This is a genomic window from Pandoraea commovens (assembly GCF_902459615.1).
In the GTDB taxonomy this organism is placed as follows: Bacteria; Pseudomonadota; Gammaproteobacteria; order Burkholderiales; family Burkholderiaceae; genus Pandoraea; species Pandoraea commovens.
The window spans coordinates 370,906-397,728 of record NZ_CABPSA010000004.1 but is presented as its reverse complement, the minus strand read 5'-3'; the positions used below and the strand labels follow the sequence as shown (position 1 = coordinate 397,728).

At 64.1% G+C, this 26,823-nt stretch carries 23 protein-coding genes; 4 read left to right on the top strand and 19 right to left on the bottom strand.

From position 1 onward, the window contains the following. Positions 1–121 precede the first annotated feature (121 nt). From PCO31010_RS14610 to ssuE, 5 genes are all read right to left on the bottom strand, one after another. Positions 122–337 carry a TOBE domain-containing protein gene (locus tag PCO31010_RS14610; protein WP_039399140.1) on the bottom strand — a complete coding sequence of 72 codons (216 nt, stop codon included), beginning with the start codon at positions 335–337 and terminating at the stop codon, positions 122–124. A 63-nt stretch (positions 338–400) separates the two neighbouring features. Next, on the bottom strand, positions 401–1,393 hold the full coding sequence (locus PCO31010_RS14605) for an ATP-binding cassette domain-containing protein (protein WP_150664892.1): 993 nt from the start codon (positions 1,391–1,393) through the stop codon (positions 401–403). Continuing rightward, on the bottom strand, positions 1,390–2,256 hold the full coding sequence (gene ssuC / locus PCO31010_RS14600; RefSeq protein ID WP_150664891.1) for an aliphatic sulfonate ABC transporter permease SsuC: 867 nt from the start codon (positions 2,254–2,256) through the stop codon (positions 1,390–1,392). Before ssuC ends, PCO31010_RS14605 begins: the two co-directional genes overlap by 4 nt. Positions 2,257–2,337: 81 nt before the next feature. Next, positions 2,338–3,495 (bottom strand): FMNH2-dependent alkanesulfonate monooxygenase, encoded by a 1,158-nt coding sequence (ssuD, locus tag PCO31010_RS14595; protein ID WP_150664890.1) that lies wholly within the window; start codon positions 3,493–3,495, stop codon positions 2,338–2,340. Positions 3,496–3,509: 14 nt separating this feature from the next. Beyond that, on the bottom strand, positions 3,510–4,133 hold the full coding sequence (gene ssuE, locus PCO31010_RS14590; protein ID WP_150664889.1) for an NADPH-dependent FMN reductase: 624 nt from the start codon (positions 4,131–4,133) through the stop codon (positions 3,510–3,512). Between the two features lie 263 nt (positions 4,134–4,396). Between ssuE and PCO31010_RS14585 the strand changes: the two genes are divergently transcribed. The 4 genes from PCO31010_RS14585 (at position 4,397) to PCO31010_RS14570 (ending at position 8,962) form a co-directional block, all read left to right on the top strand. Continuing rightward, entirely contained in the window at positions 4,397–5,161 is a 765-nt protein-coding gene (locus PCO31010_RS14585) for an AraC family transcriptional regulator (protein ID WP_150664888.1), read from the top strand. A 115-nt stretch (positions 5,162–5,276) separates the two neighbouring features. After that, positions 5,277–5,642 carry a tRNA-binding protein gene (locus PCO31010_RS14580; RefSeq protein WP_150664887.1) on the top strand — a complete coding sequence of 122 codons (366 nt, stop codon included), beginning with the start codon at positions 5,277–5,279 and terminating at the stop codon, positions 5,640–5,642. A 215-nt stretch (positions 5,643–5,857) separates the two neighbouring features. After that, positions 5,858–7,510, top strand: a complete 1,653-nt coding sequence (locus tag PCO31010_RS14575; RefSeq protein WP_246184610.1) for a phosphoethanolamine transferase — start codon at positions 5,858–5,860, stop codon at positions 7,508–7,510. Positions 7,511–7,606: 96 nt separating this feature from the next. Further along, a complete protein-coding gene (locus PCO31010_RS14570) occupies positions 7,607–8,962 on the top strand; it encodes an MFS transporter (protein WP_150664885.1) in 1,356 nt (451 codons plus the stop codon). A gap of 157 nt (positions 8,963–9,119) precedes the next feature. Here PCO31010_RS14570 and hisC read toward each other — a convergent pair whose 3' ends face one another. From hisC to asd, 14 genes are all read right to left on the bottom strand, one after another. Beyond that, positions 9,120–10,190 carry a histidinol-phosphate transaminase gene (hisC, locus tag PCO31010_RS14565; protein WP_150664884.1) on the bottom strand — a complete coding sequence of 357 codons (1,071 nt, stop codon included), beginning with the start codon at positions 10,188–10,190 and terminating at the stop codon, positions 9,120–9,122. A 16-nt stretch (positions 10,191–10,206) separates the two neighbouring features. Continuing rightward, a complete protein-coding gene (locus tag PCO31010_RS14560) occupies positions 10,207–11,394 on the bottom strand; it encodes an O-succinylhomoserine sulfhydrylase (protein ID WP_052252956.1) in 1,188 nt (395 codons plus the stop codon). A gap of 276 nt (positions 11,395–11,670) precedes the next feature. Then, a complete protein-coding gene (gene purF / locus PCO31010_RS14555; protein WP_150664883.1) occupies positions 11,671–13,191 on the bottom strand; it encodes an amidophosphoribosyltransferase in 1,521 nt (506 codons plus the stop codon). A gap of 55 nt (positions 13,192–13,246) precedes the next feature. Next, positions 13,247–14,173, bottom strand: a complete 927-nt coding sequence (locus PCO31010_RS14550; protein WP_150664882.1) for a CvpA family protein — start codon at positions 14,171–14,173, stop codon at positions 13,247–13,249. 1 nt (position 14,174) lies between these two features. After that, a complete protein-coding gene (locus PCO31010_RS14545; RefSeq protein WP_150664881.1) occupies positions 14,175–15,209 on the bottom strand; it encodes an SPOR domain-containing protein in 1,035 nt (344 codons plus the stop codon). Between the two features lie 44 nt (positions 15,210–15,253). Further along, positions 15,254–16,552, bottom strand: coding sequence for a bifunctional tetrahydrofolate synthase/dihydrofolate synthase (folC, locus tag PCO31010_RS14540; protein WP_150664880.1), 1,299 nt, complete (start codon positions 16,550–16,552; stop codon positions 15,254–15,256). A 222-nt stretch (positions 16,553–16,774) separates the two neighbouring features. Beyond that, on the bottom strand, positions 16,775–17,650 hold the full coding sequence (gene accD, locus PCO31010_RS14535; RefSeq protein WP_150664879.1) for an acetyl-CoA carboxylase, carboxyltransferase subunit beta: 876 nt from the start codon (positions 17,648–17,650) through the stop codon (positions 16,775–16,777). A 150-nt stretch (positions 17,651–17,800) separates the two neighbouring features. Continuing rightward, on the bottom strand, positions 17,801–18,625 hold the full coding sequence (trpA, locus tag PCO31010_RS14530) for a tryptophan synthase subunit alpha (RefSeq protein WP_039399155.1): 825 nt from the start codon (positions 18,623–18,625) through the stop codon (positions 17,801–17,803). Beyond that, positions 18,579–19,451: a DNA-methyltransferase gene (locus tag PCO31010_RS14525; protein ID WP_039403618.1), complete on the bottom strand. Its 873-nt coding sequence runs from the start codon at positions 19,449–19,451 to the stop codon at positions 18,579–18,581. The genes trpA and PCO31010_RS14525 overlap by 47 nt, the downstream gene beginning before the upstream one ends. A gap of 108 nt (positions 19,452–19,559) precedes the next feature. Beyond that, positions 19,560–20,762, bottom strand: a complete 1,203-nt coding sequence (gene trpB, locus PCO31010_RS14520) for a tryptophan synthase subunit beta (protein WP_150664878.1) — start codon at positions 20,760–20,762, stop codon at positions 19,560–19,562. A 74-nt stretch (positions 20,763–20,836) separates the two neighbouring features. Further along, positions 20,837–21,511 (bottom strand): phosphoribosylanthranilate isomerase, encoded by a 675-nt coding sequence (locus PCO31010_RS14515; protein ID WP_150664877.1) that lies wholly within the window; start codon positions 21,509–21,511, stop codon positions 20,837–20,839. Continuing rightward, complete coding sequence (gene truA / locus PCO31010_RS14510) at positions 21,508–22,308, bottom strand: tRNA pseudouridine(38-40) synthase TruA (RefSeq protein WP_150664876.1); 801 nt, start codon at positions 22,306–22,308, stop codon at positions 21,508–21,510. The genes PCO31010_RS14515 and truA overlap by 4 nt, the downstream gene beginning before the upstream one ends. A 119-nt stretch (positions 22,309–22,427) precedes the next feature. After that, positions 22,428–25,460, bottom strand: a complete 3,033-nt coding sequence (locus tag PCO31010_RS14505; RefSeq protein WP_174984746.1) for a motility hub landmark protein FimV — start codon at positions 25,458–25,460, stop codon at positions 22,428–22,430. A 199-nt stretch (positions 25,461–25,659) separates the two neighbouring features. Next, complete coding sequence (gene asd / locus PCO31010_RS14500) at positions 25,660–26,790, bottom strand: aspartate-semialdehyde dehydrogenase (RefSeq protein ID WP_150664874.1); 1,131 nt, start codon at positions 26,788–26,790, stop codon at positions 25,660–25,662. Positions 26,791–26,823 lie beyond the last annotated feature (33 nt).

Here is a 26,823-nt window from a genome sequence, read left to right as displayed (position 1 = left end):
GCGTGCATTCGCGGCACAGTCCGAGACGGAACTCGGAATTTCCTGAAACCTGCATCGGACGTCGCCCCCGCGCGCGCCCGATGCAGGCCAACGACTCAGGAAAAGCGGGACGGACAGCCCGTCAAAGCTTAGCGAGCGACACCTCGGTGGCCTTGACCAGCGCCACGACCTCGGAGCCGATATCCAGACGCAGTTCGTCGATCGAGCGCGTAGTGATGACCGACGTGACGATACCGCTCGGCGTCTCGACGTCCACTTCCGAGAGGACCGGGCCGCGCAGGATCTCGCGAATACGGCCTTTGAACTGGTTACGCACGTTGATGGCGGTGATACCCATGATGAACTCCTGTGTTCGAAAAGATGTGATCGAGAGGTTGTTGAAAAGCGCGTCGACGCGCGACTAGATCGCCCACCGCACAGCGGCCGCAGGCCACAGCGGCTCGGACACCGGCACATGCGACGACGGCGCGACTTCGGTTTGCAGCACGCGTGCGAGCACCTGGGCTTCGAGCCCGGCAAATTCGACGCTGCCGCGCGCTCGCGGGCGTGCCAGCGACACTGACTGATCGAGCCCCAACTGCCCTTCCTCGATGAGCACGACGCGATCGGCCAGCGCTACCGCCTCCTGCACGTCGTGCGTGACGAGCAGCGCCGTGAAACCGTGCGCGCGCCACAGGCGCTCGATCAGCGCATGCATTTCGATGCGGGTGAGCGCGTCGAGCGCACCGAGCGGCTCATCCAGCAGCAACAAATCGGGTTGATGCACCAGCGCACGCGCCAGTGCCACTCGCTGACGCTGACCGCCCGAGAGCTGACTCGGCCAGTCGTCGGCACGCTCGGCCAGCCCCACTTCACGCAGCACGTCGAGCGCCTTCGCATGCGAAGACTTCGGCAAACCTATGGCGACGTTCTCCAGCACGGTGCGCCACGGCAGCAGACGCGCGTCCTGAAACATGATGCGCGTAGCCACCTTGCCGGAGGCGTCGCCCAGCGCGTGCCCGTCGAGCGTGATGCGCCCGGCGTCCGGCGTCTCCAGCCCGGCGATCAGACGCAGCAGCGTCGACTTGCCGCAACCGCTGCGCCCCACGATGGCGGCGAATCCACCGCGCGGAATCGTCAGTGAGAAGTCCGACAGCACTGAACGTGCGCCGTAACGCTTGCCCACGGCGTCGACACGCAATCCGCCGGACACTTGCGCGTCACTCGCCGGATGCACGACTTTAAGATTCGTCCCCACCGCGCCACGTTGCGCAGCCACGTTCGCCCCGAGCGGCAACCGCGTGCCGAACGGATCGAGCGACAGCCGGTGTGCGTGGCCGGTGGCGCGCTGCTCGGCCGTCCATTCGGCTTCGATGTCGGCACCCGCGACCGGGGCCAGTTGTTGTGCGCTCATGCGGCGGCTCCTCGTTGAAACGCCGGATGCCAGCGCAACCAGCGAAATTCCAGTTCCTTGGCCAGCACGTCGGCCAGCTTGCCCAGCAGCGCGTACAGCAGAATCCCCACGAGCACGATGTCCGTTTGCAGGAACTCGCGAGCGTTCATCGTCAGATAGCCGATGCCCGATTGCGCCGAGATGGTTTCCGCCACGATCAGCGTCACCCACATCAGGCCGAGCGAAAAGCGCACGCCCACCAGAATCGACGGCAACGCCCCGGGCAGAATCACGTCGCGATACAGCGCCCAGCCGCGCAATCCGTAGCTGCGCGCCATCTCGACCAGCGCCGGATCGACGGCACGAATCCCCGCATACGTATTGAGATACATCGGGAAGAACACACCGATGGAGACGAGGAACAGCTTGGCTTTCTCGTCGATACCGAACCACAGAATCACCAGCGGAATCAGCGCCAGGTGCGGGATGTTGCGCAGCATCTGGAACGACGAGTCGAGCGCCGTTTCCGCCACGCGCGACAGCCCCGTCAGCATGCCCAGCAGCAGCCCGAGACCGCCGCCGATGAGAAAGCCGATAACGGCGCGTCCGGTCGATACACCGATGTCGCGCCAGATCTGCCCTGTGATCGCGAGTTGCCACGCGGCTTCCACGACGGCGGCCGGTGCGGGCAGCACCCGCGTCGACAGCCAGCCCTGTTCTGCGGCGAGCTGCCAGAGCGCGACGAGAACGACAGGCACGGCCCACGGTGCAAGGCGGCGAGCGGCACTGCGTCCGTAGCGTTGCAACGTGCCGGGTGCCGCAGCACCGGTAGCGGCGTCGGTGGTGACCCCGGTGGACGAAGTCGTCAGCGTAGATTGGGTCATGCGAATTTCCCCAGGGGCAGCGCGGCCCCAATTCCGTTCAATCCAATGAAGTCGATGTGTATCGGCTGTAAGGTGCGCGAATCAGCTTTGCGACGCCTGCGGCACGATGTTGTTGGCCATCACTTCGCCAATCGGCCCGGACAACGGACCGCGACCGTTGCCAAGCTTCTCGCGTACCTCGCGCGGCAGATGCGGAAACACCAGTTCGGCAAAGCGATACGCTTCTTCGAGGTGCGGATAGCCCGACAGAATGAATGTGTCGATGCCAAGATCCGCGTATTCGCGCAGACGCTGGGCCACGGTCGGGCCATCGCCCACGAGCGCCGTGCCAGCGCCGCCGCGCACGAGTCCTACACCGGCCCACAGGTTCGGTGCGACCACGAGCTTGTCGCGACGTCCGCCATGCAGTGCGGCCATGCGTCGCTGCCCCTCCGAATCCATCTTCGAGAACTGTGTCTGCACACGCGCGATGGTCTCGTCGTCGAGCTTGCTGATGAGCGAGTCGGCGGCGCGCCACGCTTCGTCTTCCGTCTCGCGCACGATCACATGCAAGCGTAGACCGAAGCGCAACGTGCGTCCGAGTTTGGCGGCGCGCGCACGCACGTCCGCGATCTTCTCGGCGACCTCGGCCAGCGGTTCGCCCCACGTCAGATAGACGTCGAGCTGCTCGGCCGCGATCTGACGCGCAGCCTCCGAAGACCCACCGAAATACAGCGGCGGATGCGGCGTCTGCACCGGCGGATACAGCAGCTTTGCGCCCTTCGCACGCAGATGCTCGCCATCGAAATCGACGCTCTCGCCGCGATGCGATTTCTCCAGAATCGAACGCCAGATGCGCAGGAATTCATCCGTCACTTCGTAGCGCTCTGCATGGTCGGCAAAGAAGCCGTCGCCCTCGAGTTCACCGGCATCGCCGCCCGTGACGACGTTGATCAATAGCCTGCCCCCCGACAGGCGATCGAACGTCGCCGCCATACGTGCGGTGAGCGCAGGCGATGCGATGCCGGGGCGAATGGCGACGAGAAACTTCAGGTTACGGGTCGCACCGATGAGGCTCGACGCCGTCACCCATGCGTCTTCGCAGGAACGTCCCGTGGGCAGCAGAACGCCTTCGTAACCCAGGGTGTCGACCGCGCTGGCGATCTGTCGTGCATAGTCGAAATCGAACACGCGCCCACCGTCGGACGTGCCGAGATAACGGGCGTCGCCATGCGTCGGAATAAACCAGAAGACTTGCATACGGACTCCGGCGCTCAGGCAGCGAGCGTCGCGCTGGCGGCGCCCACACCGTGAGCTCCGCGTGCATTGCGGAGGCCTTCGGCCACCTTACCCGGCCACTGGCGGATCACCTCGCGTTCATGCAGCCATTGCGAGAGCTGATCGACGGTCGCGCCCAGACGTTCGGCGATGGCGGCGTCGAGCGTCGCGCCCTCCTCCTTCGGCACTTGCAGATCGACGGCAAACACGCCTCGCAGGATATGCTGCGCACCGAGCGCCGAAAGCACGGGCTTGAGCGCGTAGTCGAGCGCGAGCAGATGCGTGGGACTGCCGCCGGTCGCGAACGGGGCGACGAGCTTGTCCGCGAGGCCGTCTTGCGGCAGCACGTCGAGGAAGGCTTTCAGCAAACCGCTGTAGGCCGCCTTGTAGACGGGGGTGGCGACGACGACTGCCTGCGCACCGGCCACTTGGGCGAGCGCGTGACGCAGATCGTCGTGGGAGGTATCGGCAGCGAGCAGCGCTGCGGGCGAGAGTGCACGGATATCGATGCGGCGTACCTCGATACCAGCCGAAGCCAGATCGGATTCGACGAAACGCAACAACCGGGCACTGCGTGAGGCAGCCGACGGGCTGCCGGAAATCGTGACGGCGTATGTCATACTTCCCTGCCAAAGACGGGCCGTGGCCCTGTGGAATCGAAGCACTCCGCAGACGCGTGGACGATGCACGCAACACCTGCGATGCCGACCGGAGGCGTCGATGAGTACGCGCCGTCGGCCACTGGTGAACCAGTGTAGCGAGGCGCTCCGCGCGCCCGAACCAATCAATCCGGGATAGCTTTGCGCGTTTTCTCATAACCTGAAGTCATGCACCTTCGCCGCCTTATTCCTTCTGGCGGTGATAATCGCGCCACCTCATTACCATGTCCGCCCCGATCCTCGAGCTTCGCGAGTACCGTGCCACCGATAGCACCGACACACACGACTTCCATCAGGTCGTGATCGGACTGTCCGGACGCATGTCGCTCTCGCTCGATGGCGACGCCACCCAGCACGGACGCGTGGGCGCACGCAACGGCGTGGTCATTCCGGCAGGCGTGCGGCATGGCTATCGGGGCGACGGACCGAACCGGCAGATCGTGCTGGATGTCCCCGCCGCAATTGCCAACGCCACCGGCACGGCACGCACCTTCTCGCGTGAAGCGTTCTTCGCGCTGGATGCCGGGCTGCTGGCGCTGGTGCATCGGGTGAGCGCCAGCGTGGATGCCGGACGTCCGCTCGATGCAGACGACCCCGTCGTGCGGGAATGGCTTGCCGCACTCACGCCCCGGCTGGCACCGGCACGTCATGCCTCGCGCACTGTGCGACTGGATCTGTCGCAAGTCGACGCGCGCCTGCAAGCCGATCTCGCCACACCGCTCGACACCGCCACGCTCGCGCGGGAAGCGGGCATGAGCGTGCGACATTTCCACGACTGCTTCGTCGCGATGACCGGCGAGACGCCTCATCGGCATCTCATGCGCCTGCGGCTCGCTCGCGCCGCTTCGCTGCTGCTCGATGAAGCGGCGCCGCTCGCCGACATCGCGCTGGACGTCGGCTTCAACGATCAAAGCGCCCTCACCCATGCCTTCCGTCAGCATTTCGGGCTGACGCCTGCCGCTTGGCGACGCGCCCGGACTGCCAACTGACAGCCCTTACGGACCCTCTGCCGACGCTGTCTGCCGGATTTCACAAGCCATTCCCACGCGCGACGCGTTACGCTCCTCTGTTCCTTCCCCCATCGCATCGCGAACGGAGCAGCAAATGACGGATTCCGAACACAAGACCGAGACCCCGAACACCATCGAATGGCAAGATTTCGAGAAAATCGAGCTGCGCGTGGGCACGGTCGTGTCGGCGCGCGTCAATGAAAAGGCGAAGAAGCCCGCGTATGTGCTGGAAGTCGATCTGGGCGAGCTGGGCGTAAAGACATCGAGCGCGCAGATCACGGTGCACTACACGCCGGAGGCCCTCGTCGGCCGACAGGTACTGTGCGTGTGCAATTTCGGGCCGAAGCGCATCGCAGGCGTCGTGTCCGAGGTGCTGGTGACCGGCTTTGCCGACACCGACGGCGCCATCGTCCTGGCCGGTGTGGAGCGCAAAGTGCCCAACGGCGCACGCTTGCACTGATCTTCAGTGACCTTCGCCACAACAAGTTCCTGAGTCATTTCGGAATACCGAACGGCATTCGTCCCAAAAATAGCGTCCCCACGACACCAAATACGCGAACTGCGGTCGAAGCTGCGATCTAATTGCTGCCATGCTCGGTCGGGCCACCCAAGGCCCCCGTGGCAGCAATCGACAGACACGCCCTGACGTGTCGGCAGCTTTGGGGGATGACCATCTTGAAATCACTGTTTTATCGCCTCGGGCTTGGGCTCGGCGGACTCGCCCTGTTCTGGGCGCTTGGCATGCTCAGCGCGAACGAGTTCGGCAAGAGTGCGGCGATCATGGCAACGGCCCTGCCGGGACTCGGCGGCCTGTGCCTTCTGCTGCGCGCGAGACCTGCATGGCTCAGCGCTACCACGCTGGGCGTCATCGCCGTGTTCTTTCTCGATGCGGCAACCAAAGGATTCCTGCGCGATTATTTCGGTCTGCGTCCGAATCATCTGCTTGTGTTGCAGGCGGTGTTCAACACCAATCCGGCCGAGACGAGCGAGTTCTTTCGCCATAACTGGCGCGACGTGGCCGAAGCCAGCGCCGTCTTCACGATTCTGATGACGGCAGTGGTCGTGCTGGAGCGCCTCCTGCCGCGCGCGGCGGCTCACCGTCCGCTGCGACGCCGCAGCAAGGTCGCTGTGGCCACACTCTTCACCGGCTTCGTCGCGCTGCATCTGAACCCGACGATGGCCAAGGAAAATCCCGTCCTTTACTGGCCACTTCGTTACCTCGACTACAAGGGACAGTTGGCGCACGCCGACGAATTGCAGCGTCAGCTCGATCGCAACATGGCGCAGCGTGCCGACTGGCATGTGCAGTATCGCGGACCGGAGCAAAAGACGGTGGTGTGGGTGATTGGCGAGAGTTCGAACCGCAACAACATGTCGCTCTACGGCTACGCACGCAACACCACACCGATGCTCGACACGATGCGCGACGATCTCATCGTGTTCCGCGATGTCGTGTCCTCGGAACCGGCGACGATGGCTTCGCTCATGAAGATGCTCACGCCCGCAAACCTCGACGACCCCGACGCCTGGACGAGCAAACCCGACCTCGTGATGCTCGCCAAAGAGGCTGGATTCCGCACGTATTGGATCTCGAATCAGATGCCCAACGACGGGTGGCTCGGGTTAGTCGCCAACCGTGCAGACGAGCGTGTCTTCATCAATAAGGGCGCCGGACGCGGCGAGAACAACTACGACGGCAATCTGCTGCCGGACTTCGAAGCGGCGTTGGCGAGCGACGCCCCGCGCAAGCTCATCGTCGTGCACTTGCTGGGCGCGCACCCGACCTACGATATGCGCTACCCCGACGAGTTCGCGCGTTTCGACAATACCGACGACAGCGTGATGGCCACGCTCGAAGCGCAGGGGCGCTCGCTCTGGGTACGTCATGCGCGAAACGACTACGACAACGCAATCGCTTACAACGACTTCGTCGTCTCCAGTCTGATTCGAAAGACGATGGCTGCAACAGGATCGTCGGACGCGAGTCTGCTGTACAGTTCAGACCACGCGCAAGAGGTCGGTCACACGCGCAATCACTCGGGCCAGTCGGTGGCCGACGCCTCCGGTTACGAGATTCCGATGCTCGTCTGGTCACGCAACGCCGTCGATGCGAAAGCACGCCCGGCGCTGGAGCAGCGACCGTATCAGACCGACCGTCTGGACCACACGATGCTCGGCCTGCTCGACATCGACACGCCGTACTACAACGCGTCGCACGATGTGTTGAGCGATGCATTTGTGCCCACGCCCCGCCGCATCAACGGCCGAGCCTATGTGCCGTCAGGGGTACCGTCAGGGCACACAGCCCTCGCGGCCGACGCGGGCTAACAGCGGGGAACGTCAATTCAATAGCAAGAACCGGAGCGTCTGCCAACTCGGATCTGCCTAGACTCCCTTCGTGATATCGATCTCGAAGGGACTTCCATGTCAGACGCTCGACCGCCGCTCTCGCCCTGCCCGACCGCCGCCACAGCCGAGGCGGATACACCCATCGCACCCGACACCGCGTCGCCCGACGAACGCGTTGTTTCGCTCGTCACGTCGCTCTCGCGTGCGAATCTCGCCGCACAGTTCAGTGAACAGATGACGTTGGCCGTCATTCCGATTGTGGCGGTGATTGCGTTGCAGGCGTCCGCAGAGCAGACGGCCTCGTTGCAAGCCGCAACGACGCTGCCCTTCTTGCTACTCTCTCTGCCTGCGGGCGTGCTCGCCGACCGCTACCGGCGCAAACCGCTGATGATCGCCACAGAGCTGCTGCGTGCCGTCGCATTACTGCTGCTGTTCGCGCTGTTCCAGATGAAGTGGCTGTCGCTCACGGCCCTCGGTGCACTGGGCTTCGCGATGGCCTCGGGGACGGTCGTCTTCGGGGCGGCGGCGCCATCGCTCGTGGCCATGCTCGTCGGCCCGGCGCATCTGCTCGCCGCGAACCGGCAGCTCGAAACCGCGCGCAGTATCGCCTTCACCGCAGGGCCAGCCATTGGCGGTGTGCTCGCCGGTGTGGCGTCGGGCATGTTTGCGTTTGCGGCGGCCTTCGCGTTATCGCTCGGCAGCGCGTTCTGGCTGTCACGTCTGCCTGAAGAGGCGCCCCGCGCGCCGTCGCATCGCGACTTCAAGCGCGAACTGGCGCAAGGCATTCGCTTCATCGCGACAAATGCCTATCTGCGATCGATCGTCGCAACGGCCTTCGTGTTCAACACGTCGTGGTATCTACTGCTGGCGATCTTCGCGTACTACGCCATCGACGCGCTCGCATTCTCTGCGCAGGCCGTTGGCGCAGCATTGGGCGTGTACGGCTTCGGGATGGTGTGCGGCGCGATGGGTTACGCGCGCATCGCGCAACGGCTGTCGTTCGGACGACAGATCCTTTTGGGGCCGGTTTGCGCCGCTGGCGCGGCATTGTTGATGGCGTCGACTTCGATGCTGGCCGTCGGCGATAGGCACGGTGTTGCCCACGGGCTGGTCTTCATCGCGTTCTTTCTGTTCGGCTTCGGCCCGATTGTGTGGACGATCTCCACGACCTCGCTGCGCCAGGTGGTCACGCCGGGCGGCCTGATCGCGCGCGTGTCGGCCGCGACGATGACGGCGACGTTCGGTGCGCGTCCGCTCGGCGCTTTTCTGGGTGCGTGGGTCGCTTCGTCGCTCGGCATCAAAGCGTGCCTGATCGCGATGGCCTTGGGTTTCGCGCTGCAACTCACGATCATCCTCCGCTCGCCTGCGGCGCGATTAAGATCGCTCACATCTCTCGTGAGCGTTGCGAGCGGATCGAATGGATCGTCGTGACGCTTGGCCGCTTGGTTGCTTGGCCGCATGACGTAGGGAACGCCGAAAAGCAAATGGGGGAAGGATGCGACATCGCATTCTTCCCCCATCGTTTCGTGCAGACGGCAATTGCACCGTCAAACAGATGTGCGCTTGTCGCGCTCATCGCGCTTATCGCTCAGGCGCCGAGCACTTCCTTCAGCGCATCCGTCAACGCCTGACACTCGCTCTCCGTTCCCACCGTAATTCGCAGGAACTGGGCAATGCGCGCGTGCTTGAAGTGACGCACGATGATCGAACGCTCACGCAACGACGCCGCCAGTTGCGCCGCGTCGTGCGACGGATGACGCACGAACACGAAGTTCGCCGTCGACGGCAGCACGTCGAAACCGAGTGCCGACAGCCGTGCTGTGAGCGCATCGCGGCTCGCGATCACGGCCTGACGCGTCTCGTTGAAATAAGCTTCGTCTTCGATGGCCGCAACGCCCGCCGCTTGCGCAAGGCGGTCGAGCGGATACGAGTTGAAGCTGTTCTTCACGCGCTCCAGTGCTTCGATCAGATCCGGATGACCGATGGCAAAACCCAGCCGCAACCCCGCCAGCGAGCGCGATTTCGAAAGCGTTTGCACAACGAGCAGATTCGGATATTTCGCGATCAGCGTCGCCGCCGTCTCGCCACCGAAGTCGATGTAAGCCTCATCGATCACCACCACCGAATCCGGGTTGCCTGCCAGCAGACGCTCGATCTCGCCCGACGCCAGCGCACGCCCGGTCGGCGCGTTCGGATTCGGGAAAATGATGCCGCCGTTCGGCTTGAGGTATGCATCAACGTCGATCTCGAACGTGTCGGTCAGCGGCACGTTCTCGAACGCCACGCCATACAGCCCGCAGTACACCGGATAGAAGCTATACGTGATGTCCGGATACAGGATCGGCTTGTCGTGCTTGAGCAGGCCCTGAAACACGTTGGCCAGCACTTCGTCCGAACCGTTGCCTACGTGAACGTTAGCCACTTCCAGACCGAAACGCGTCGCGATGGCCTGCTTGAAGCGGCGTGCATCCGGGTCCGGATACAGCTTCAGGGCATCGGCATCGGCGCCCAGCGCGTCACGAATGGCGGCGAGCACGCGCGGCGACGGACCGTACGGATTCTCGTTGGTATTGAGTTTGATGAGCCGCTGCATCTGCGGCTGCTCACCGGGGACATAGGGCGTCAGATCGGCGACGCCCGCACTCCAGAATTTGCTCATGACGGGTTCGATCCGCTCAGCTCACGAAACCGCGCGCCAGATCGGCCTGAATGTCGGCCGGCGACTCCAGACCGACGGCCAGACGAATCAGCCCTTCGGTGATGCCCGCTGCGGCACGCGCTTCCGGCGTGATACGGCCGTGCGTCGTGCTGGCCGGGTGCGTGATGGTCGTACGCGTATCACCGAGGTTACCGGTAATCGAGCACACACGGGTGTTGTCGATCAGACGCCATGCGTTCTCGCGCTGCTCGGCAGGCGTCGCGCCCTTGAGTTCGAAGGCGACAATCGCACCGCCCGCCTTTTGCTGACGCTTCGCAAGTTCGTATTGCGGATGCGACGGCAGGCCCGGGTAGTACACACGGCCGATCTGCGGCTGCTTCTCCAGCCATTGCGCGAGTTCCAGCGCGTTAGCCGATTGCTTCTCGACACGCAACGACAGCGTTTCCATGCCCTTGAGCAACACCCACGCGTTGAACGCCGAGAGCGTCGGGCCCGCGCTGCGCACGAACGTGAAGACCTTGCCCATGATGAAGTCCTTCTTGCCGACGATCGCGCCGCCCAGCACACGGCCCTGACCGTCGAGGTACTTCGTTGCCGAGTGCACCACAACGTCTGCTCCGTACTCGATCGGACGCTGCAACACCGGCGTGCAGAAACAGTTGTCGACGACGAACAATGCGCCCGCTTCCTTCGCGATCTTGCCGATGGCTTCGATGTCGGCGATGTCGGTGAGCGGGTTGGACGGCGTCTCCAGGAAGAACATCTTCGTGTTCGGACGGATCGCGGCGCGCCAGGCGTCGAGGTCGGTCGGATCGACAAAGGTCGTCTCGACACCGAAGCGGCTGAAGATCTGCGAGAACACGTTCAGCGTCGAGCCGAAGATGCTCTGCGAACTGACGAGGTGGTCGCCCGCCGACAGGGCCGTCATCACCACCGAGACGATGGCGCTCATGCCCGACGCCGTCGCCATACAGGCCTCGCCGCCTTCGAGCGCGGCCAGACGGTCCTGGAACATCGATACGGTCGGGTTGGTGAAGCGCGAGTACGTGAACCCTTCTTCCGAATGGGCGAAGCGCTCGGCGGCCTCGGCCGCGCTCTTGAATACGAAGCTCGAGGTCAGGAACAGCGCCTCGGAGTGTTCACCAAACTCGGAGCGTTGCGTGCCCGCGCGCACCGCCAGGGTATCGAAGTCGAAGGAATCCATCGTGTGTCTCGTCATTGGGTCGGCGCACTCGCCGGCCAAAAAAAGAAAAGCCCGTTTCGCTTGTCAGCAAAACGGGCTCGAAATCCATCTGTCTAGGCCTCGCTTTAGCTGTTTCGGGGATATTCCCCCACGTCCGCAAGCTGAAATCAAATCGACGTGAGAAGCAGTGTAGCACGTTGCCGGAGGAGAAGGAAAAACTCCGCCGACCGCTCCGGTGGCCTCGGCAGCCCCGGCCTGACAAGCCTTCCGGCCATGTCAGACCCGGCTGCGCATGGCTCAGAGGCCCAGTTGTGCGCCGCGCGGTTCGCCTTCATCGCCTTCGCTCGCTTCCGCTACCGGCGCCTTCGGTGCCTTGCGTTGCTGCTCCAGACGATTCAGGTACTCGGGCGTAACGTCGCCGGTGATGTAGTTACCGTCGAAGCACGAGGCGTCGAAGTCCGACAGCGCCGGGTTGATATCGCGTACCGCGGCCTTCATGTCCTCGACGTCCTGATAGATCAGTTCGTCTGCGCCGATGATGCGAGCCACTTCTTCGTCGCTGCGATCATGGGCAACCAGTTCGCTGCGCGTGGGCATGTCGATGCCGTACACGTTCGGGAACTTCACGGGCGGCGCAGCCGAGGCGAAGATCACCTTGCGAGCACCGGCGTCGCGCGCCATCTGCACGATTTCCTGGCTGGTCGTGCCGCGCACGATCGAGTCGTCGACGATCAGCACGTTCTTGTCCTTGAACTCGACGCGCATCGCATTGAGCTTCTGACGCACCGACTTCTTGCGCATCGCCTGGCCGGGCATGATGAAGGTACGGCCGACGTAACGGTTCTTGAAGAAACCTTCACGGTAGTTCAGACCCAGACGCTTGGCGACTTGCATCGCAGCGGGACGGCTGGAATCCGGGATCGGCATGACGACGTCGATGTCCTTGTAATCGATCTCGCGGCGAATCTTCTCGGCGAGGTAGTCACCCATGCGCAGACGGGCGTCGTAGACGGGCACGCCGTCGAGCACCGAATCCGGACGGGCCAGATACACGAGTTCGAAAATGCACGGATGCATCGACGATTCCGGCGCGCATTGCTGCGACGTCAGTTCGCCGTCATTGCTGATGAAGATCGCCTCGCCCGGCTTGACGTCGCGCTCGAACGCGAAGCCCATGCCTTCGAGAGCTACCGATTCCGATGCAATCATCCACTCCGTGCCGTTCGGGCCGTCGAAGCGGCCGATACACAGCGGACGAATGCCGTGCGGGTCGCGGAAGGCGAGCAGACCGAAACCGGAGATGATGGAGACGATGGCGTACGAGCCGCGCAGGCGGTTGTGCACCTTGCCCACGGCCTGGAACAGCGAGTCGACGGAGAGGCCGTCGCGCGAGCTTTCCTGCAGTTCGTGCGCGAGCACGTTGAGCAGCACTTCGGAGTCGGACGTGGTGTTGATGTGGCGACGATCGACACGGAACATCTCGTCCTTGAGCTGTTCCCAATTCGTCAGGTTGCCGTTGTGGGCGAGCACGATGCCGTACGGGGCATTCACGTAGAACGGCTGGGCCTGTGCGGCGCTCGACGAGCCTGCGGTCGGATAGCGCACCTGACCGATGCCCACCGTGCCCGGCAAGTCGCGCATGTTGCGCGTGCGGAACACGTCGCGCACCATACCGTTGCCCTTGTGCATGTAGAAGGACTGGCCATCCGTCGTCGCGATACCTGCGGCGTCCTGGCCGCGGTGCTGCAACAGCAGCAGACTATCGTAGATGAACTGGTTGACCGGGGATTTGGAGACTACACCGACGATGCCACACATGGCATGAATCCTTCAAAAAACATCGAAATCTGCATCAAACGGACTGTATTATCCGTCATTCGGAAACCTTGTGCAGGCCGGTCGATGGCGTGGGCGATCCGTTCGATCCGCCACTGCGCATTCCCCATCCCTGCTGCTGACCATTCGCCGCGTCGCCCGCACCCTGCGCGCTCAATCCTGTCCCCGCGCCACCCATCAGGTTCGACAATCGGGTCGAGACGGCCTTCGTAGCGCCAGCCTTCACTTCATTCACCACTTCGGTCGTCACGCCGCGTGCTACCTGATCGATAGCACCATTCGACGCACCGCTCTGTCCATTCTGTCCGCCCGACGGCTGGCCCGGAGTGCCGGGCTGCATGCCCTGACCACCCTGCCCGCCCGGCTCAGGCGCGCCGCGATAAGGTTCCATCTGTGGCAAGGGAAGCGTCTTTCCCAATGGATTAACGCTCGGCACGGCGGCGTCAGGCTTGCGCAGGTAGTACTGCACCGGCTCCGGCAGATACGGCATCAGCCGCTCCAGACCTGCCTCGACCCACGGACGCGTCACCGAGTGCTGCCAGACCGGTTGTTGCGGCAATGTCGTTAACTTGGCGGCGACCATCAACAACATCAAGAGCAAAATGCCGCGAACAATGCCAAAAAGCATGCCCAACCCGCGATCCGCCGGACGCAGGCCGATCATGTCGGTCATGCGCCCCACGAGCGCGCTGACGATCCCGGCGCCGAACACTACGGCCACCAGCACCAGCAGAAAACCCAACGCCCCTTGCGTCAGTTCGCCGCCCGGCAAATCGGCCGGGAGCCAGTGCGCGACGCTCGGACCGAAAGCGCGTGCGACGAAGAACGCCACCACCCAGCCCACGAGGTTGAACAACTCGCGCACCAGACCGCGCAACATGCCCAGCAACATCGAGCCGACCAGAATGGCGATGGCCGCGTAATCCACCACGGTCAACAGACCGCTATGCACCGTATCGCCCAACTCAGCCCGCCTCGGCGACCTGCGCCGTCAGACCAGCATCGCGAATCTTCTTGCCAGCCGCTTCGGCCGACGTGCGATCCGGGAACGGGCCTGCCCGCAGCAGATACAGTTCGCGGCCGTCGACCGAACTCTTGACCATGTAGCTCGGCACGTTCACCAGTTTGAGTTTGACGAGCCACGCCTGCGCACGGTCCTGCGTCGAGAACGCGCCAATACGCACCAGGAACTTGCCGTTCGAGGCAGTCTTCTGCGCGGTATCGTGATTGTCCGGCTTGGCGGCGGGTTTGGCCGCCGTGTTGTTCTGCGCGAACTGCGCGATCGGATCGGCGACGTTGTTGTTGGCTTGCGCGGGCTTCGTCTGCGTCTTGGCAGTGTCGTGCGAGTCCGGCTTGGCCGCCGGCTTCGTATCAGCGTGCTGCTCCGGCTTCTTGACGTCAGGCTTGGTTTCCGGCTTGTGCTCCGGCTTGGCCTGCGCGACCTGCGGCTCAGGCACCACGCTCGGCGCGGGCGACGGGGCCGGTGTCGGCGCAGCGGCAGACGGCGGCACGCCGGTCGGTGCCGGTGCGGGCTTGGCGTTGTTCGCCAGCGTGCTGCTGTCGACCGCCTCTTCGCCCTTGTCGAGCGACGCGTCGGACGACGGAACGGCAGCCGCTTGCGGCTTCACGCGCACGGGCGGTGAGTTGGCGTCTTTACCGGGAATCTGGATGGCGATGTCGTCGGCCGTCGGCTTCGGCTCGGGCGCGAGCACCATCGGCAAAATGATGACAGCCGCGAGCACCAGCGCCAACGCGCCGACCAGACGGCGGCGCGCGCGTTGCTTTTCGGGCAGCAGCGGGTCGAGTTGCTCGTGCTCGCTGTACTCGCCCCCTCCTCCCGCCGTACGGGTGCCGGTGCGGCCGCTCCTGCGGCTACCGCGCTTCGGGGGAACGGCTTCGGCGTCTTTCTTGCGGAAGGAAAACAATCCCATAGGCCCTTGGCTCAGGTCGAAACTTGCGTCGTTGGACTGATCATCGCGCATCCGGTGCGTCATGCGCATGACATTTCTCGTAAGCAAATGTCACGGCATACGCGCTTTTGCGCTCAATGGCGTTGCAATTTGCGGTGCGACATCACACCCGCCACCGTAAAGAACGATCCAAAAACCACAATTCTATCATTCTCGCCGCACTGCTCGAGCGCGGCAGCATAGGCTTTCTCAGGGGATTCGAAGGTTTCGACCGAATGATCGGCATCTTCGACAAACCCGACCGCTCGAAGCTTTTCTTCGAGCAGCGCCGGACTCGCGGCCCGCTCCGTCGGCAACGCGCACAAACGCCAGTGATCGACCTTGTCGACCAGATGTCGCAGCACGCCTTCGATATCCTTGTCGGCCATCGCCCCGAACACGGCGTACGTGTACGGAAAGAAGCCCATGCCGTCGAGGTTGTGACCCAGCGCTGCGGCAGCGTGCGGGTTGTGCGCGACATCGAGCACCACGGCCGGACGCCCCGGCAGTACCTGAAAACGTCCCGGCAGCTCGACCGATGCGAGCCCCAGCCGAATGTCCTGCGCCGAGACCGGCAACACGTCGCGCATCGATTCGAGCGCAGCGAGTGCCGCCGACGCATTGAGCAACTGATTCGCGCCACGAAGCGCCGGATAGGCCAGCGCCGGGCGACGCATCTGACGTCCGCCATAGCTCCACTGCTGCTTGTCGCCCTGATAGTTGAAGTCGCGACCGAACAGCCACAGATCGGCGCCGATGCGCTCAGCCTCGGCAAGCAGCGTGGCAGGTGGCATCGGGTCGCCGCAAACCGCCGGTTTGCCCGCGCGGAAGATGCCCGCCTTCTCGATCGCGATGGCTTCGCGTGTGTTACCGAGATACTGCTGGTGATCGATGTCGATGCTCGTGATGACGGCGCAATCCGCGTCGACGATGTTCACGGCGTCCAGTCGGCCGCCCAAGCCCACTTCGAGAATGACGGCATCAAGCCCGGCCGTCGCGAACATATGCATGATCGCGAGCGTGGTGAATTCGAAGTACGTGAGCGAGACCGGCTCGTCGAAACTCGTGCGGGCTTTCTCCACGGCTTCGAAATGCGGCAGCAGCGTGGCGTCGTCGACGATCTCGCCGTTCACGCGCGCGCGCTCGTTGAACGAGATCAGATGCGGCGACGTGTGGCAGCCTACGCGGTAACCGGCCGACAGCAGAATGGCTTCGATGATGGCGCAGGTCGAGCCCTTGCCGTTCGTGCCGCCGACCGTGAAGACGGGACACGGAAATTGCAGGCCGAGGGCGTCTTTCACGCGACCAATGCGCGTGAGGCCCATGTCGATGCCCACAGGATGAGCGGTTTCAAGATGGGCGAGCCAGGCGTCGAGAGTGGAGTATGTCGGCATGATGTGCGGGCAGAAAAACAAAAACGCGGACGTCACGAACGTCCGCGCTTCATATCCTGCTAAGTGATGCTGTCAGGCGCCGCGGGTGCAGCGCTTGCGTGGCGTTGCGTCATTCTACGCCGTTGCACCGCCCTTTGGGGCACGGCAACCACACGCATAACGTCATCGCCAGCGTGAGCACGCGCAAGTCATGTGCGACTCACGCGCGTCAGGCATCGAGTATCAGGCGACGGCGTCTGCCGGCTGACGCTGCATCAGCGCGATCAGTCGCGCGATCTCGTCGCGCATGTCGCGACGGTTGACGATCATGTCGATCGCACCCTTTTGCAACAGGAACTCTGAACGCTGGAAGCCTTCCGGCAGCTTTTCGCGCACGGTCTGCTCGATCACGCGCGGGCCGGCGAAGCCGATCAGCGCCTTCGGCTCTGCGATCACCACATCGCCCAGGAAGGCGAAGCTGGCCGACACACCGCCCATCGTCGGATCGGTCAGCACAGAGATAAACGGCAGCTTGGCGTCGGACAGCTTGGTCAGCATGGCCGTAGTCTTCGCCATCTGCATCAGCGACAGCAGACTTTCCTGCATACGTGCACCGCCCGAAGCGGTCACGCAGATGAACGGCACGCCCTGCTCCAGTGCGTTCTGCGCACCGCGCACGAAGCGCTCGCCGACCACCGAGCCCATCGAGCCGGCCATGAACGAGAACTCGAAGCAGGCGACGACGACCGGCAACGTGTGAATCGCGCCGCCCATCACCACCATCGCGTCGGTCTCGCCGGTGTCGTCCATCGCTTCCTTGATGCGATCCGGGTACTTGCGGCTGTCCTTGAACTTCAGTGCGTCGACCGGCACGATTTCCTGGCCCAGTTCATAGCGGCCTTCGGGATCGAGCAGCGCGTTCAGACGCGCGCGCGAGCCGATACGCATGTGATGGTCGCACTTCGGGCAGACATGCAGATTCGCTTCCACGTCGGCGCGATACAGCACGGCTTCGCACGACGGGCACTTGATCCACAGCCCTTCCGGGATGCTCTTGTTGCGCTGCGTCGGATCGGTTTGCTTGATCTTCGGGGGCAGCAGCTTGTCGAGCCAGCTCATAGTTTCTCCTTGCCAAACGCCCGCCCCAATAAGGGACGGGCGTTTCCGGGGCATTTCAAGGCGACCGTGTAATACGGTCGTTTCAATTCAGCGTTTTACCGAGCAGATCTGCGTCATGCAGCGCCATCCGGGCAAATTTCTGCCGCGAATTTACGCCGATTTGGCGCCCGAGTCGAGCGCCTGACGGATACCGCCGATAAATTCAGCCAGCGATTTTACCGCGTTCTGCCCCTCCAGATCACGCGGCGTGTTTTCCAGACGTTGCACGATGGCGCTGCCGATCACGACAGCATCGGCCACACTTGCCACGGCGCGGGCCGTTTCGGCGTCGCGAATACCGAAGCCCACGCCCACCGGCAGGTCGGCGACCGCCTTGATTTGGGGGATCTTCGACGCCACGCTGTCCAGATCCAGACTCGCCGCACCGGTCACGCCCTTGAGCGAGACGTAATACAGGTAGCCGCTGGCCTGACGCGCCACCGCAGCAATGCGCGCATCGGTCGACGTCGGGGCGAGCAGGAAGATCGGATCGATGCCCTGCGCGCGCACGGCACCGGCGAAGCCTTCGGCCTCCTCGGGCGGGTAATCGACGACCAGCACGCCGTCCACACCTGCTTTAGCGGCACGCTCGGCAAAGGCGTCGAGCCCCATCGCTTCGATCGGATTGGCGTAGCCCATGAGCACGATCGGCGTGCGGTCGTTGGTCTGACGGAAGACGGCGACATAGCCCAGCACTTCGGCCAGGCTTACCCCACGGGCGAGTGCGCGCTCAGAGGCACGCTGAATGACGGGACCGTCGGCCATCGGGTCCGAGAACGGCACGCCGAGTTCGATGACGTCGGCGCCGTTGTCGGCCAGTGCGTGCATCAGCTTGACCGTCCACCCCGGCTCCGGGTCGCCGGCGGTAATGAACGGAATGAGGCCCTTTTTACCCTGCGCTTGCAAGGCTTGGAACGTCGCTTGAATGCGGGACATGATCGGAAAGTCTCTGAAGTCGTTGGTTTGCGAGCGCGTGGTAGTGCGCGTTCAGCTCGTAGCCGACGAAACGTCGGCCGTGCAGCGCGCAGGCCACGGCAGTCGTGCCGCTGCCCATGAACGGGTCGAGCACGAGACCGCCGGGCGGGCAACTGGCCAGCACCATGCGCTCGATGATATGCAGCGGTTTCTGCGTCGGATGATCGACGCGTTCGGGGTCTTGCCGGTGCAATCGCGAGATCGACCACAGATCCTTGGGGTTATAGCCCAGCTCCAGCCACTTGCTGCCTTCGAAGATACGGCGCGAGCGCGCCTTCTTCGTGGCGGCATCGTACGGCACGCGCACGGCGTCGAGGTCGAAGTAATAGTCCTTCGAGATCGCGAAAAAACCGATGTTGTCGTGCACGGACGAGAATCGCCGCGTACTGCCGCCCATGCTGGGCACGCGGCGATCCCAGATGATCTCGTTGATCATCAGCATGCGCTGCTTGAGAAAGACGAACAGTTCCGGGGCGTACTGCCACGTGCAGAACAGGTAGAGCGAGCCGCGCGGCGCGAGCTTCGGAATCGCCGCTTCGAGCCAACCGTACGTCCAGCCGAGGAAGTCCTCGCCGGAGCGCTTGTCGGAGTCGTTGCCGTAGTCCTTGCCGAGCCCGTAAGGCGGGTCGGCCAGGATCAGGTCGACGCTGCCGTCTTCCAGTTCGTGCAGATGTTGCAGGAAGTCCGCATGACGCAACGTGATGTCGCCCGGCGCCCAACGCGCGCGCAACTCGCCGGCCGCTTCCATGGCCTCGAGACGTGCGGCGGCGGCTTCGGTGGCGTCCATGGGACGCTCGGTCCCGAGGACGTCATTCTGTGCCTTGCGATCAGTCAGATCGGTCATGCTGGTTCTGTTGTCCTTAACCTTAGGATCGATGGAGTCTCGCCGCGCCGCTCAGGTGCCCGAGGGTTCCGGCTTGGCCAGCGCCATCACGGTGTGCATGTCCTTGTCGCCACGCCCCGAGAGATTGACCAGAACGATCTGATCCTTCGGCAGCGTCGGCGCAAGCTTGCACGCGTAAGCGAGCGCATGGCTCGACTCCAGCGCAGGGATGATGCCCTCGATCCGGCAGCAATCGTGGAAGGCCCGCAGCGCTTCGTCGTCGGTAATGCCCACATACTCGGCGCGCTTGATGTCGTGCAGCCAGGCGTGCTCGGGACCGACACCGGGGTAGTCCAGACCGGCCGAGATCGAATGCGTCTCGGTGATCTGGCCGTTGGCGTCCTGGAGCAGATAGGTACGGTTGCCGTGCAACACGCCGGGCGTGCCGCCGATGATCGACGCGGCGTGACGACCGGTCTCGATGCCGTCGCCAGCCGCTTCCACGCCCACGAGCTTCACGTCCGGCACGTCGATGTACGGGTAGAAAATCCCCATCGCGTTCGAACCGCCGCCCACGCAGGCCAGCACGTAGTCCGGCTGACGCCCCGCGAGTTCAGGCATCTGCACCTTGCACTCTTCGCCGATCACGCTCTGGAAGTCGCGCACGAGCATCGGGTACGGGTGCGGACCTGCCACGGTGCCGATGATGTAGAACGTGTTTTCGACGTTCGTCACCCAGTCGCGCATGGCTTCGTTCAGGGCGTCCTTGAGCGTCTTGGAGCCGGATTCCACAGGCACGACGGTCGCGCCGAGCAGTTGCATGCGGTACACGTTGGCGGCCTGACGCTTGACGTCTTCCGCACCCATGTACACCACGCACTCCATGCCGAAGCGCGCCGCGATGGTCGCCGTGGCCACGCCGTGCTGCCCTGCGCCGGTCTCGGCGATCACGCGGGGCTTGCCCATGCGACGTGCGAGCAGCGCCTGCCCGATCACGTTGTTCACCTTGTGCGCGCCCGTGTGGTTCAGGTCTTCGCGCTTGAGGTACACCTGCGCGCCGCCCAGTTCCTGGCTCCAGCGCTTGGCGTGATAGATCGGCGACGGACGGCCGACGTAGTGCTTCAGTTCGTAATGGAATTCTTCGAGGAAGGCCGGATCGTGCTGATACTTGGCATAGGCCGCACGCAATTCGTCGAGCGCGTGGATCAGCGTCTCGGCCACAAAGACACCGCCGTATTGGCCGAAATGGCCGCTGGCGTCAGGTAAATCGTACATGGTCGTCACTCATCGGTTGCCGGAGGGCGGGAGAGCAGGAGAACTAGCCCCTGCGGCCACCCCGGCGGGTTGCTTCACTGAGCGTCGGCAGCGAGAACCGCTTGCACGAACGCCGTCATGCGGGCGTGATCCTTCACGCCCCGCGACGCCTCCACACCGCTCGACACGTCGACGGCATAGGGCGCCACCCGGCGGATGGCTTCAGCAACGTTGTGTGCGTTCAAGCCACCACTCAAAACGGCCCGACGCGCGATGTCTTTTGGAATAAGTGACCAATCGAAAACCTTTCCTCCACCGCCGTAGCCCTCGACCAGGGCATCGAGCAAGATGCCTTGCGCGGCGGTGTATGTATTGGCGAATTGTAGCAAATCGCCACTGTCTTTCGTGTCCGGGCCAATACGCATGGCGCGCATGTACGGACGGTTGCCCGCCGCCGCCGACAACGTCGCGCATTGCTCGGGCGATTCGTCACCATGAAATTGCAGCGCGGTGAGGGGAACGGCGTCCACGGTGCGGGCAATCTCGTCGGCACTCGCGTTGACGAACAGCCCCACAAGGCTCACATACGACGGCACCCGGCGGGCCAGTTCGGCCGCACGCGCGAGGTCCAGGTAACGCGGGCTCGGCGGGTAAAAGACGAAACCGATGGCGTCGACGCCCAGCGCCACGGCGTGGTCGATGTCGGCAGCCTGCGACAGGCCGCAGATCTTGATACGCGTACGAGACTTCACAGCATTCGGGGATTTCATGACTTGGCCCACGGCATCGGGAACGGCCACGCAGCCCAATTGGGCTCGGGTACGTCGAATCGCTCAGGATACCCGACGCGCGCCAGATACAGGCCGTCCGGCATGAAGGTCGGCGCCGCCTGACGGCGGTCGCCGCTTGCGAGCACATGCGTCATCCAACTGGCGGGCTGACGGCCACGACCGACCGCCACCAGACACCCCATGATGTTGCGCACCATGTGATGCAGGAATGCGCTCGCACGGAAGCGGAAGAGGAAGAAGTCGCCGTGCTGCTCAATATCGATGGCGTACAGATGCTTTACCGGTGTCTTGGCCTGACATTCGGACGAACGGAACGCCGAGAAGTCATGCTCGCCGACCAGCGCCTGACTCGCCTCACGCATCGCCTCAAGATCGAGCGGCGTATGCAGCCAGCCGCAACGGCCTTCAAGCAACGGCGAGCGCACCGGATTCGCGTACAGGACGTAGAAGTACGTGCGTTCGAAAGCGGCGAAACGGGAGTGAAAATCGTCCGGCATCGCCTTCGCCCACTGCACGGCGACGGTCTTCGGCAGGAAGGCGTTCACGCCGCGCACCCACGAGAACATCGCGCGATCCAGATCGGTATCGAAATGCACCACCTGACCGATGCCATGCACGCCGGTGTCGGTGCGGCCCGCGACCGTGGTCGGCAGCGCCACACCGCCGAATTCCCGCAGCGCGGCTTCGAGCGTCTGTTGCACGGTGTTGCCGTGCGGCTGCGACTGCCAGCCGGAGAACGCCGTGCCGTCGTAATGGATGCCCAGTGCGATTCGCATATGAAAAAGAAAAATGGGCGCTCAACCAACGAGCGCCCCAAACTACGGTCAATCAGTCTTGTTCGGGTCACGTCTCGCAACGCCCCGGCAGGCGCGTTGCGAGACGTGATGATCAGGGATTACTTGCCCAACTCAGCCAGCCGCGAGCGCGCGACGGATTGCTGCGCAGCGTCGCCACCGGCAATCACCTCTTCGAGCAACTCGCGCGCGCCGTCGTCGTCACCAATCGTCTGGTACGCCGTCGCCAGTTCGAGCTTCGTGTGGAACTCGTCCGGCACACCGGGTTCGGTCGCAGCCGCAGCGCTCGGTCGGGTCTCGACCTGATGCGGGACGATCGCTTCCGGCGCGTGCGCCGATGCCTCCGGTGCTGCAGTCTGATGCTGCGGCGCTGCGGGCACTTCGGCGTAAGGCGTCTGCGGTGCCGACGTCTCCAGCGTCTCGTGTTCGACCAGCGCTTCCTCGCCAGTCACGTCCGGGAGCGCCGGGGCGCTGACGAATGCCGGTGTAGCGGCGGGCTGTGCGTCGTCGCCCTTCAAATCGAGGCTGAAGTCCGACAAATCGAACGACATCGGACGCAGCGACGGTGCTTCATGCGCCGCATCGGTATAGCTACGCGGTGCTTCCGTGGCGCTGGCGGCCTGCTGCATCGCGGCGTCGAAGTCTGCGTCACTCAGCTCATCGTCGAGGTCGGCCATGTCAGTCATATCGCCGGAATCCGCCGCGTGAGCGGCGTCCAGTCGCGGGTCGCCCGGAGGCGCCATCGTGAACTGCACCGAGCCGATGCCCTTGCTTAGTGACGGCAAGGCGTCACTCGAAATCGTGCCGACGTTCGCGGGCTGGCCCGGAATGCCCAGATCGAGATCGCCCAACATGCCCGCCACACCGCCTTCGGGGGTGGCATCCACATGCTCAACATGCGACGGCGTCTCGGCGGCAACACCACCGGTCGCGGCAGCCGCACCCAGCGCTTCGAGCGACGTCAGTGCATCGTCGGCGTGTGCGTCGTGGGATGCCTGCGGCGCAGACGTCCGACCGGCTTCTTCGGCAAACGCCGCATCCCAATCGATTTCCGGCTCGCTGGCGGCTTCTGCCACCGGCTCCGGCTCGTGGGTCGGCACTTCATTCACCACCGGCTCAGCGGGGGCGTCGAAGGCTTCGGACACGACTTGCTCGGCGTGTGCTGCGTCCTGCGACTCGCCCAGGCCTTCGGCATGCGCCGTTTCAGCCAGTTCGTCGGTCACCGGGGCGTGCTCGGCGTCCCACGCATCCAACTCGTTCGAGGCCGCGGCCGCGGAATCCAGAGCGAATTCATCGTGTGCGTCGTGTGCGTCGTGTGCGGCCGCTTCCGTCTCCGGCTCGGTCCACGTTGCGTCAGCTTCCGGATGCAGATGTTCGTCGGCCTCTGCCTGATTCGCGGCGTATAGCGCGGCAGCACCGGCGGCACCCGCAGCGGCGACGCCCGCAGCCGTCGCAACGCCGTGCGACGTCGGCTCAACGGCGTCAGCCGCTTGCGGCTTGTCTTGCGAGGACGTGGGCTCGACACTGCCACCCTGACCGTCACGACCATCGTCGTAAGGTCCCGGCTGGCCGACCGGCGGCTCGGCGCGGCGGCGGCGCATCAGCCACCACAGGCCAAGCAACACCACCAGCACGCCAGCGCCCGGCAGCACATACGGATTCTGCGTGACTGCACCCCAGTTCATGGCGGCGTTCGGCGTCGGCTTGGATTCGGCAGCCGGTGCGCTGGCCGCCGCGGCTGCGGAGGCCGCAGCGACATCACTTGCCGGAGCGGCAACCGCCGTTGCCTCGGAGGCGGTCGCATCCGCCGATGCAGCCGATGCGGCATCGCTCGCAGCCGCCCCGGAGGCCGCTGCTGCCGTCGCATTGCTCGCGGCAGCAGCGGCCGCCTTTGCGTTGGCATTCGTGTCATTCGCCGCCGCGCTCGTCGTCGGCTTGGTGCCTGCGGCCGCAGGTGCGGTCGTCTTGCCATCGGCGGATTTCGCCGTCTTCTCTTGCGCAGACGCCCCGGAAGCGGTGGCGGCCTGCTGCTCCAGATTAGCGACGGCCTGATTCTTCATCGCCAACAGCTTCTGGAGATCTGCTACGTTCTTCTGCAACTCATTCACCCTGCCCTGAGCCTCGGTCTGAGCCTTGCCCTGGGCGATTTGCTCTTCTTCGTTGCCGCCGGCACGGCCCGCCGTGCCTCCCTTACCGGGTCGCGACAACTTCAACTCATCGCGTGTGGCGGGGGCGGCAGCTTCCGGTGCCTTGCCCGCCTCGATCGCGCCCTGTGCACTGCGGCCACCGGCCGGTGCTGCCTGCTGCGCCGTGGAATCGGCCAGCCGCGCGCGATACGCGTCAAACTGTTCCCGCGCGGCGGACACGAACTTGCGTGCCTGCGCAGGCGGAATGCTCTGCACTTGCGCATCGGCGGGACGATTCAACGTCGCCCCCTGGCGCAAACGGTTGGGATCGTTGCCGATGAACGCCGAACGATTCGACTCGAACAGCGCGGTCATCATCTGGGCCAGCGTCGTGCCACCTTCCCCGCCCGTGTACTCGCGCGCAATCGACGACAGCGAGTCGCCGCGTGTCACCGTGCGAGCGTTCTCGCCCGATGCAGCGGCAGCACGTTGCTCCGCGCCGTTACCAGCGGGTGCTGGCGCGGCAGGCGCAGCAGCGGCGGCTGAGCGAGACGTGGAAGCCGATGCGTCGGCACCGGCGGCAGAATTGGCCGCAGCAGCAGGCACGACAGCCCGCGGCTGCGCAGCACTGGCTTCCGGAATGGCCGACAGCGTCACCGCGTTCGACTGACGCCCCGTGCGCCATTCGAGCACCAGCAACAAATCGAGGAACGACGTGCTGACCGGCTCAGCCGAATCGACATGCACGAGATACGTGCCGCTGTACCCCGCGTCGCGACCGCCCGTGGGCGTCACCGACACGGACAGCTTGTCGAGCGTCGGATCGTAGCGCAGCCCAGCCTGCTTGAAAGCATCTCGCGGCGCGAGCTTCACCGACAAGCCATCGGCCTCGGCCTGCGAGACATTGCCCAGCACGATCACGGCGCGCAACGGCTGGCCCGGACCCGAGCGAACCTGTTGCGGACCGAACTCGGCCGCGCCGGCGTTCAGGAGCCCGAGGCTCCACAAGACAGCCGCCGCCGCACTCAAGCGAAACGAATTGCGGGACGAATTTGCGCGCTTGCCGGTCGAGTATTTCCGCACTGTGTCTTGTCTAGCCTGTCAGTCGTTTGTCACTGGTCACTCATGCAATACGAGTGGCCCCCAAAGCGCGGACGGCGGCCTCGCGGGCCGCCGTTCTTCACGCCTTACCGATACGCTGCAACGCTTACGCGTCGAGCAGGATCCGCAGCATGCGGCGCAGCGGTTCTGCCGCGCCCCACAACAGTTGATCGCCCACCGTAAATGCCGACAGGTACTCCGGACCCATCGACATCTTGCGCAAGCGCCCCACCGGGATCGTCATCGTGCCGGTCACTGCCGCAGGCGTCAAATCGGTCATCGACGCGTCGCGCGTGTTCGGCACCACCTTAACCCAGTCGTTCGCCTGGCCGATGATGTCGGTCAGTTCGTCTAACGGCACATCTTTCGTAAGCTTGATGGTCAGCGCCTGGCTGTGGCAACGCATCGCACCGATACGCACGCACAGACCGTCGACCGGAATGGCACGCGTGCCCGGGAAGCCGTCGCCCAGACCCAGAATCTTGTTGGTCTCGGCACCGCCCTTCCACTCTTCCTTCGACTGACCGTTGCCCAGATCCTTGTCGATCCAGGGAATCAGGTTACCACCGAGCGGCACGCCGAATTGCTTCGTTTCGTCAGCCGTCAGCGCGTGTTGCTTGGCGAGGACCTTGCGGTCGATCTCGAGAATCGCCGAGTGCGGATCGTCGAGCAGCGCCTTGACTTCAGCGTTGATCGAGCCGAACTGCGTGAGCAGCTCGCGCATGTGTTGTGCACCGCCACCCGATGCCGCCTGATACGTCATCGACGTGAGCCAGTCGACCAGACCGTGCTGGAACAGACCGCCCAGGCCCATCAGCATGCAACTGACCGTGCAGTTGCCGCCGACGAAGTTCTTCGTGCCCTTGGTGAGCGCGTTCTTGATGACGTCGAGGTTGACCGGATCGAGCACGATGATCGCGTCGTCCTTCATGCGCAGCGTCGACGCTGCATCCACCCAGTAACCGTTCCAACCCGCTGCACGCAGCTTCGGGAAGATTTCTGTTGTGTAGTCACCGCCCTGGCAGGTAATGATGATGTCGCATTTTTTCAGCTCATTGACATCATTGGCGTCTTTCAGCGAAGTTTCGTTCTTCGCCATCGACGGGGCTTTGCCGCCCGCGTTGCTGGTGCTGAAAAACACCGGCTCGATCAAGGCAAAGTCGTTCTCCTGCTGCATACGCTGCATCAGAACCGAACCGACCATGCCCCGCCAACCTACCAGACCTACGGTTTTCATTTATCCACTCTCTTATCGTTGCAATTGCGCCAA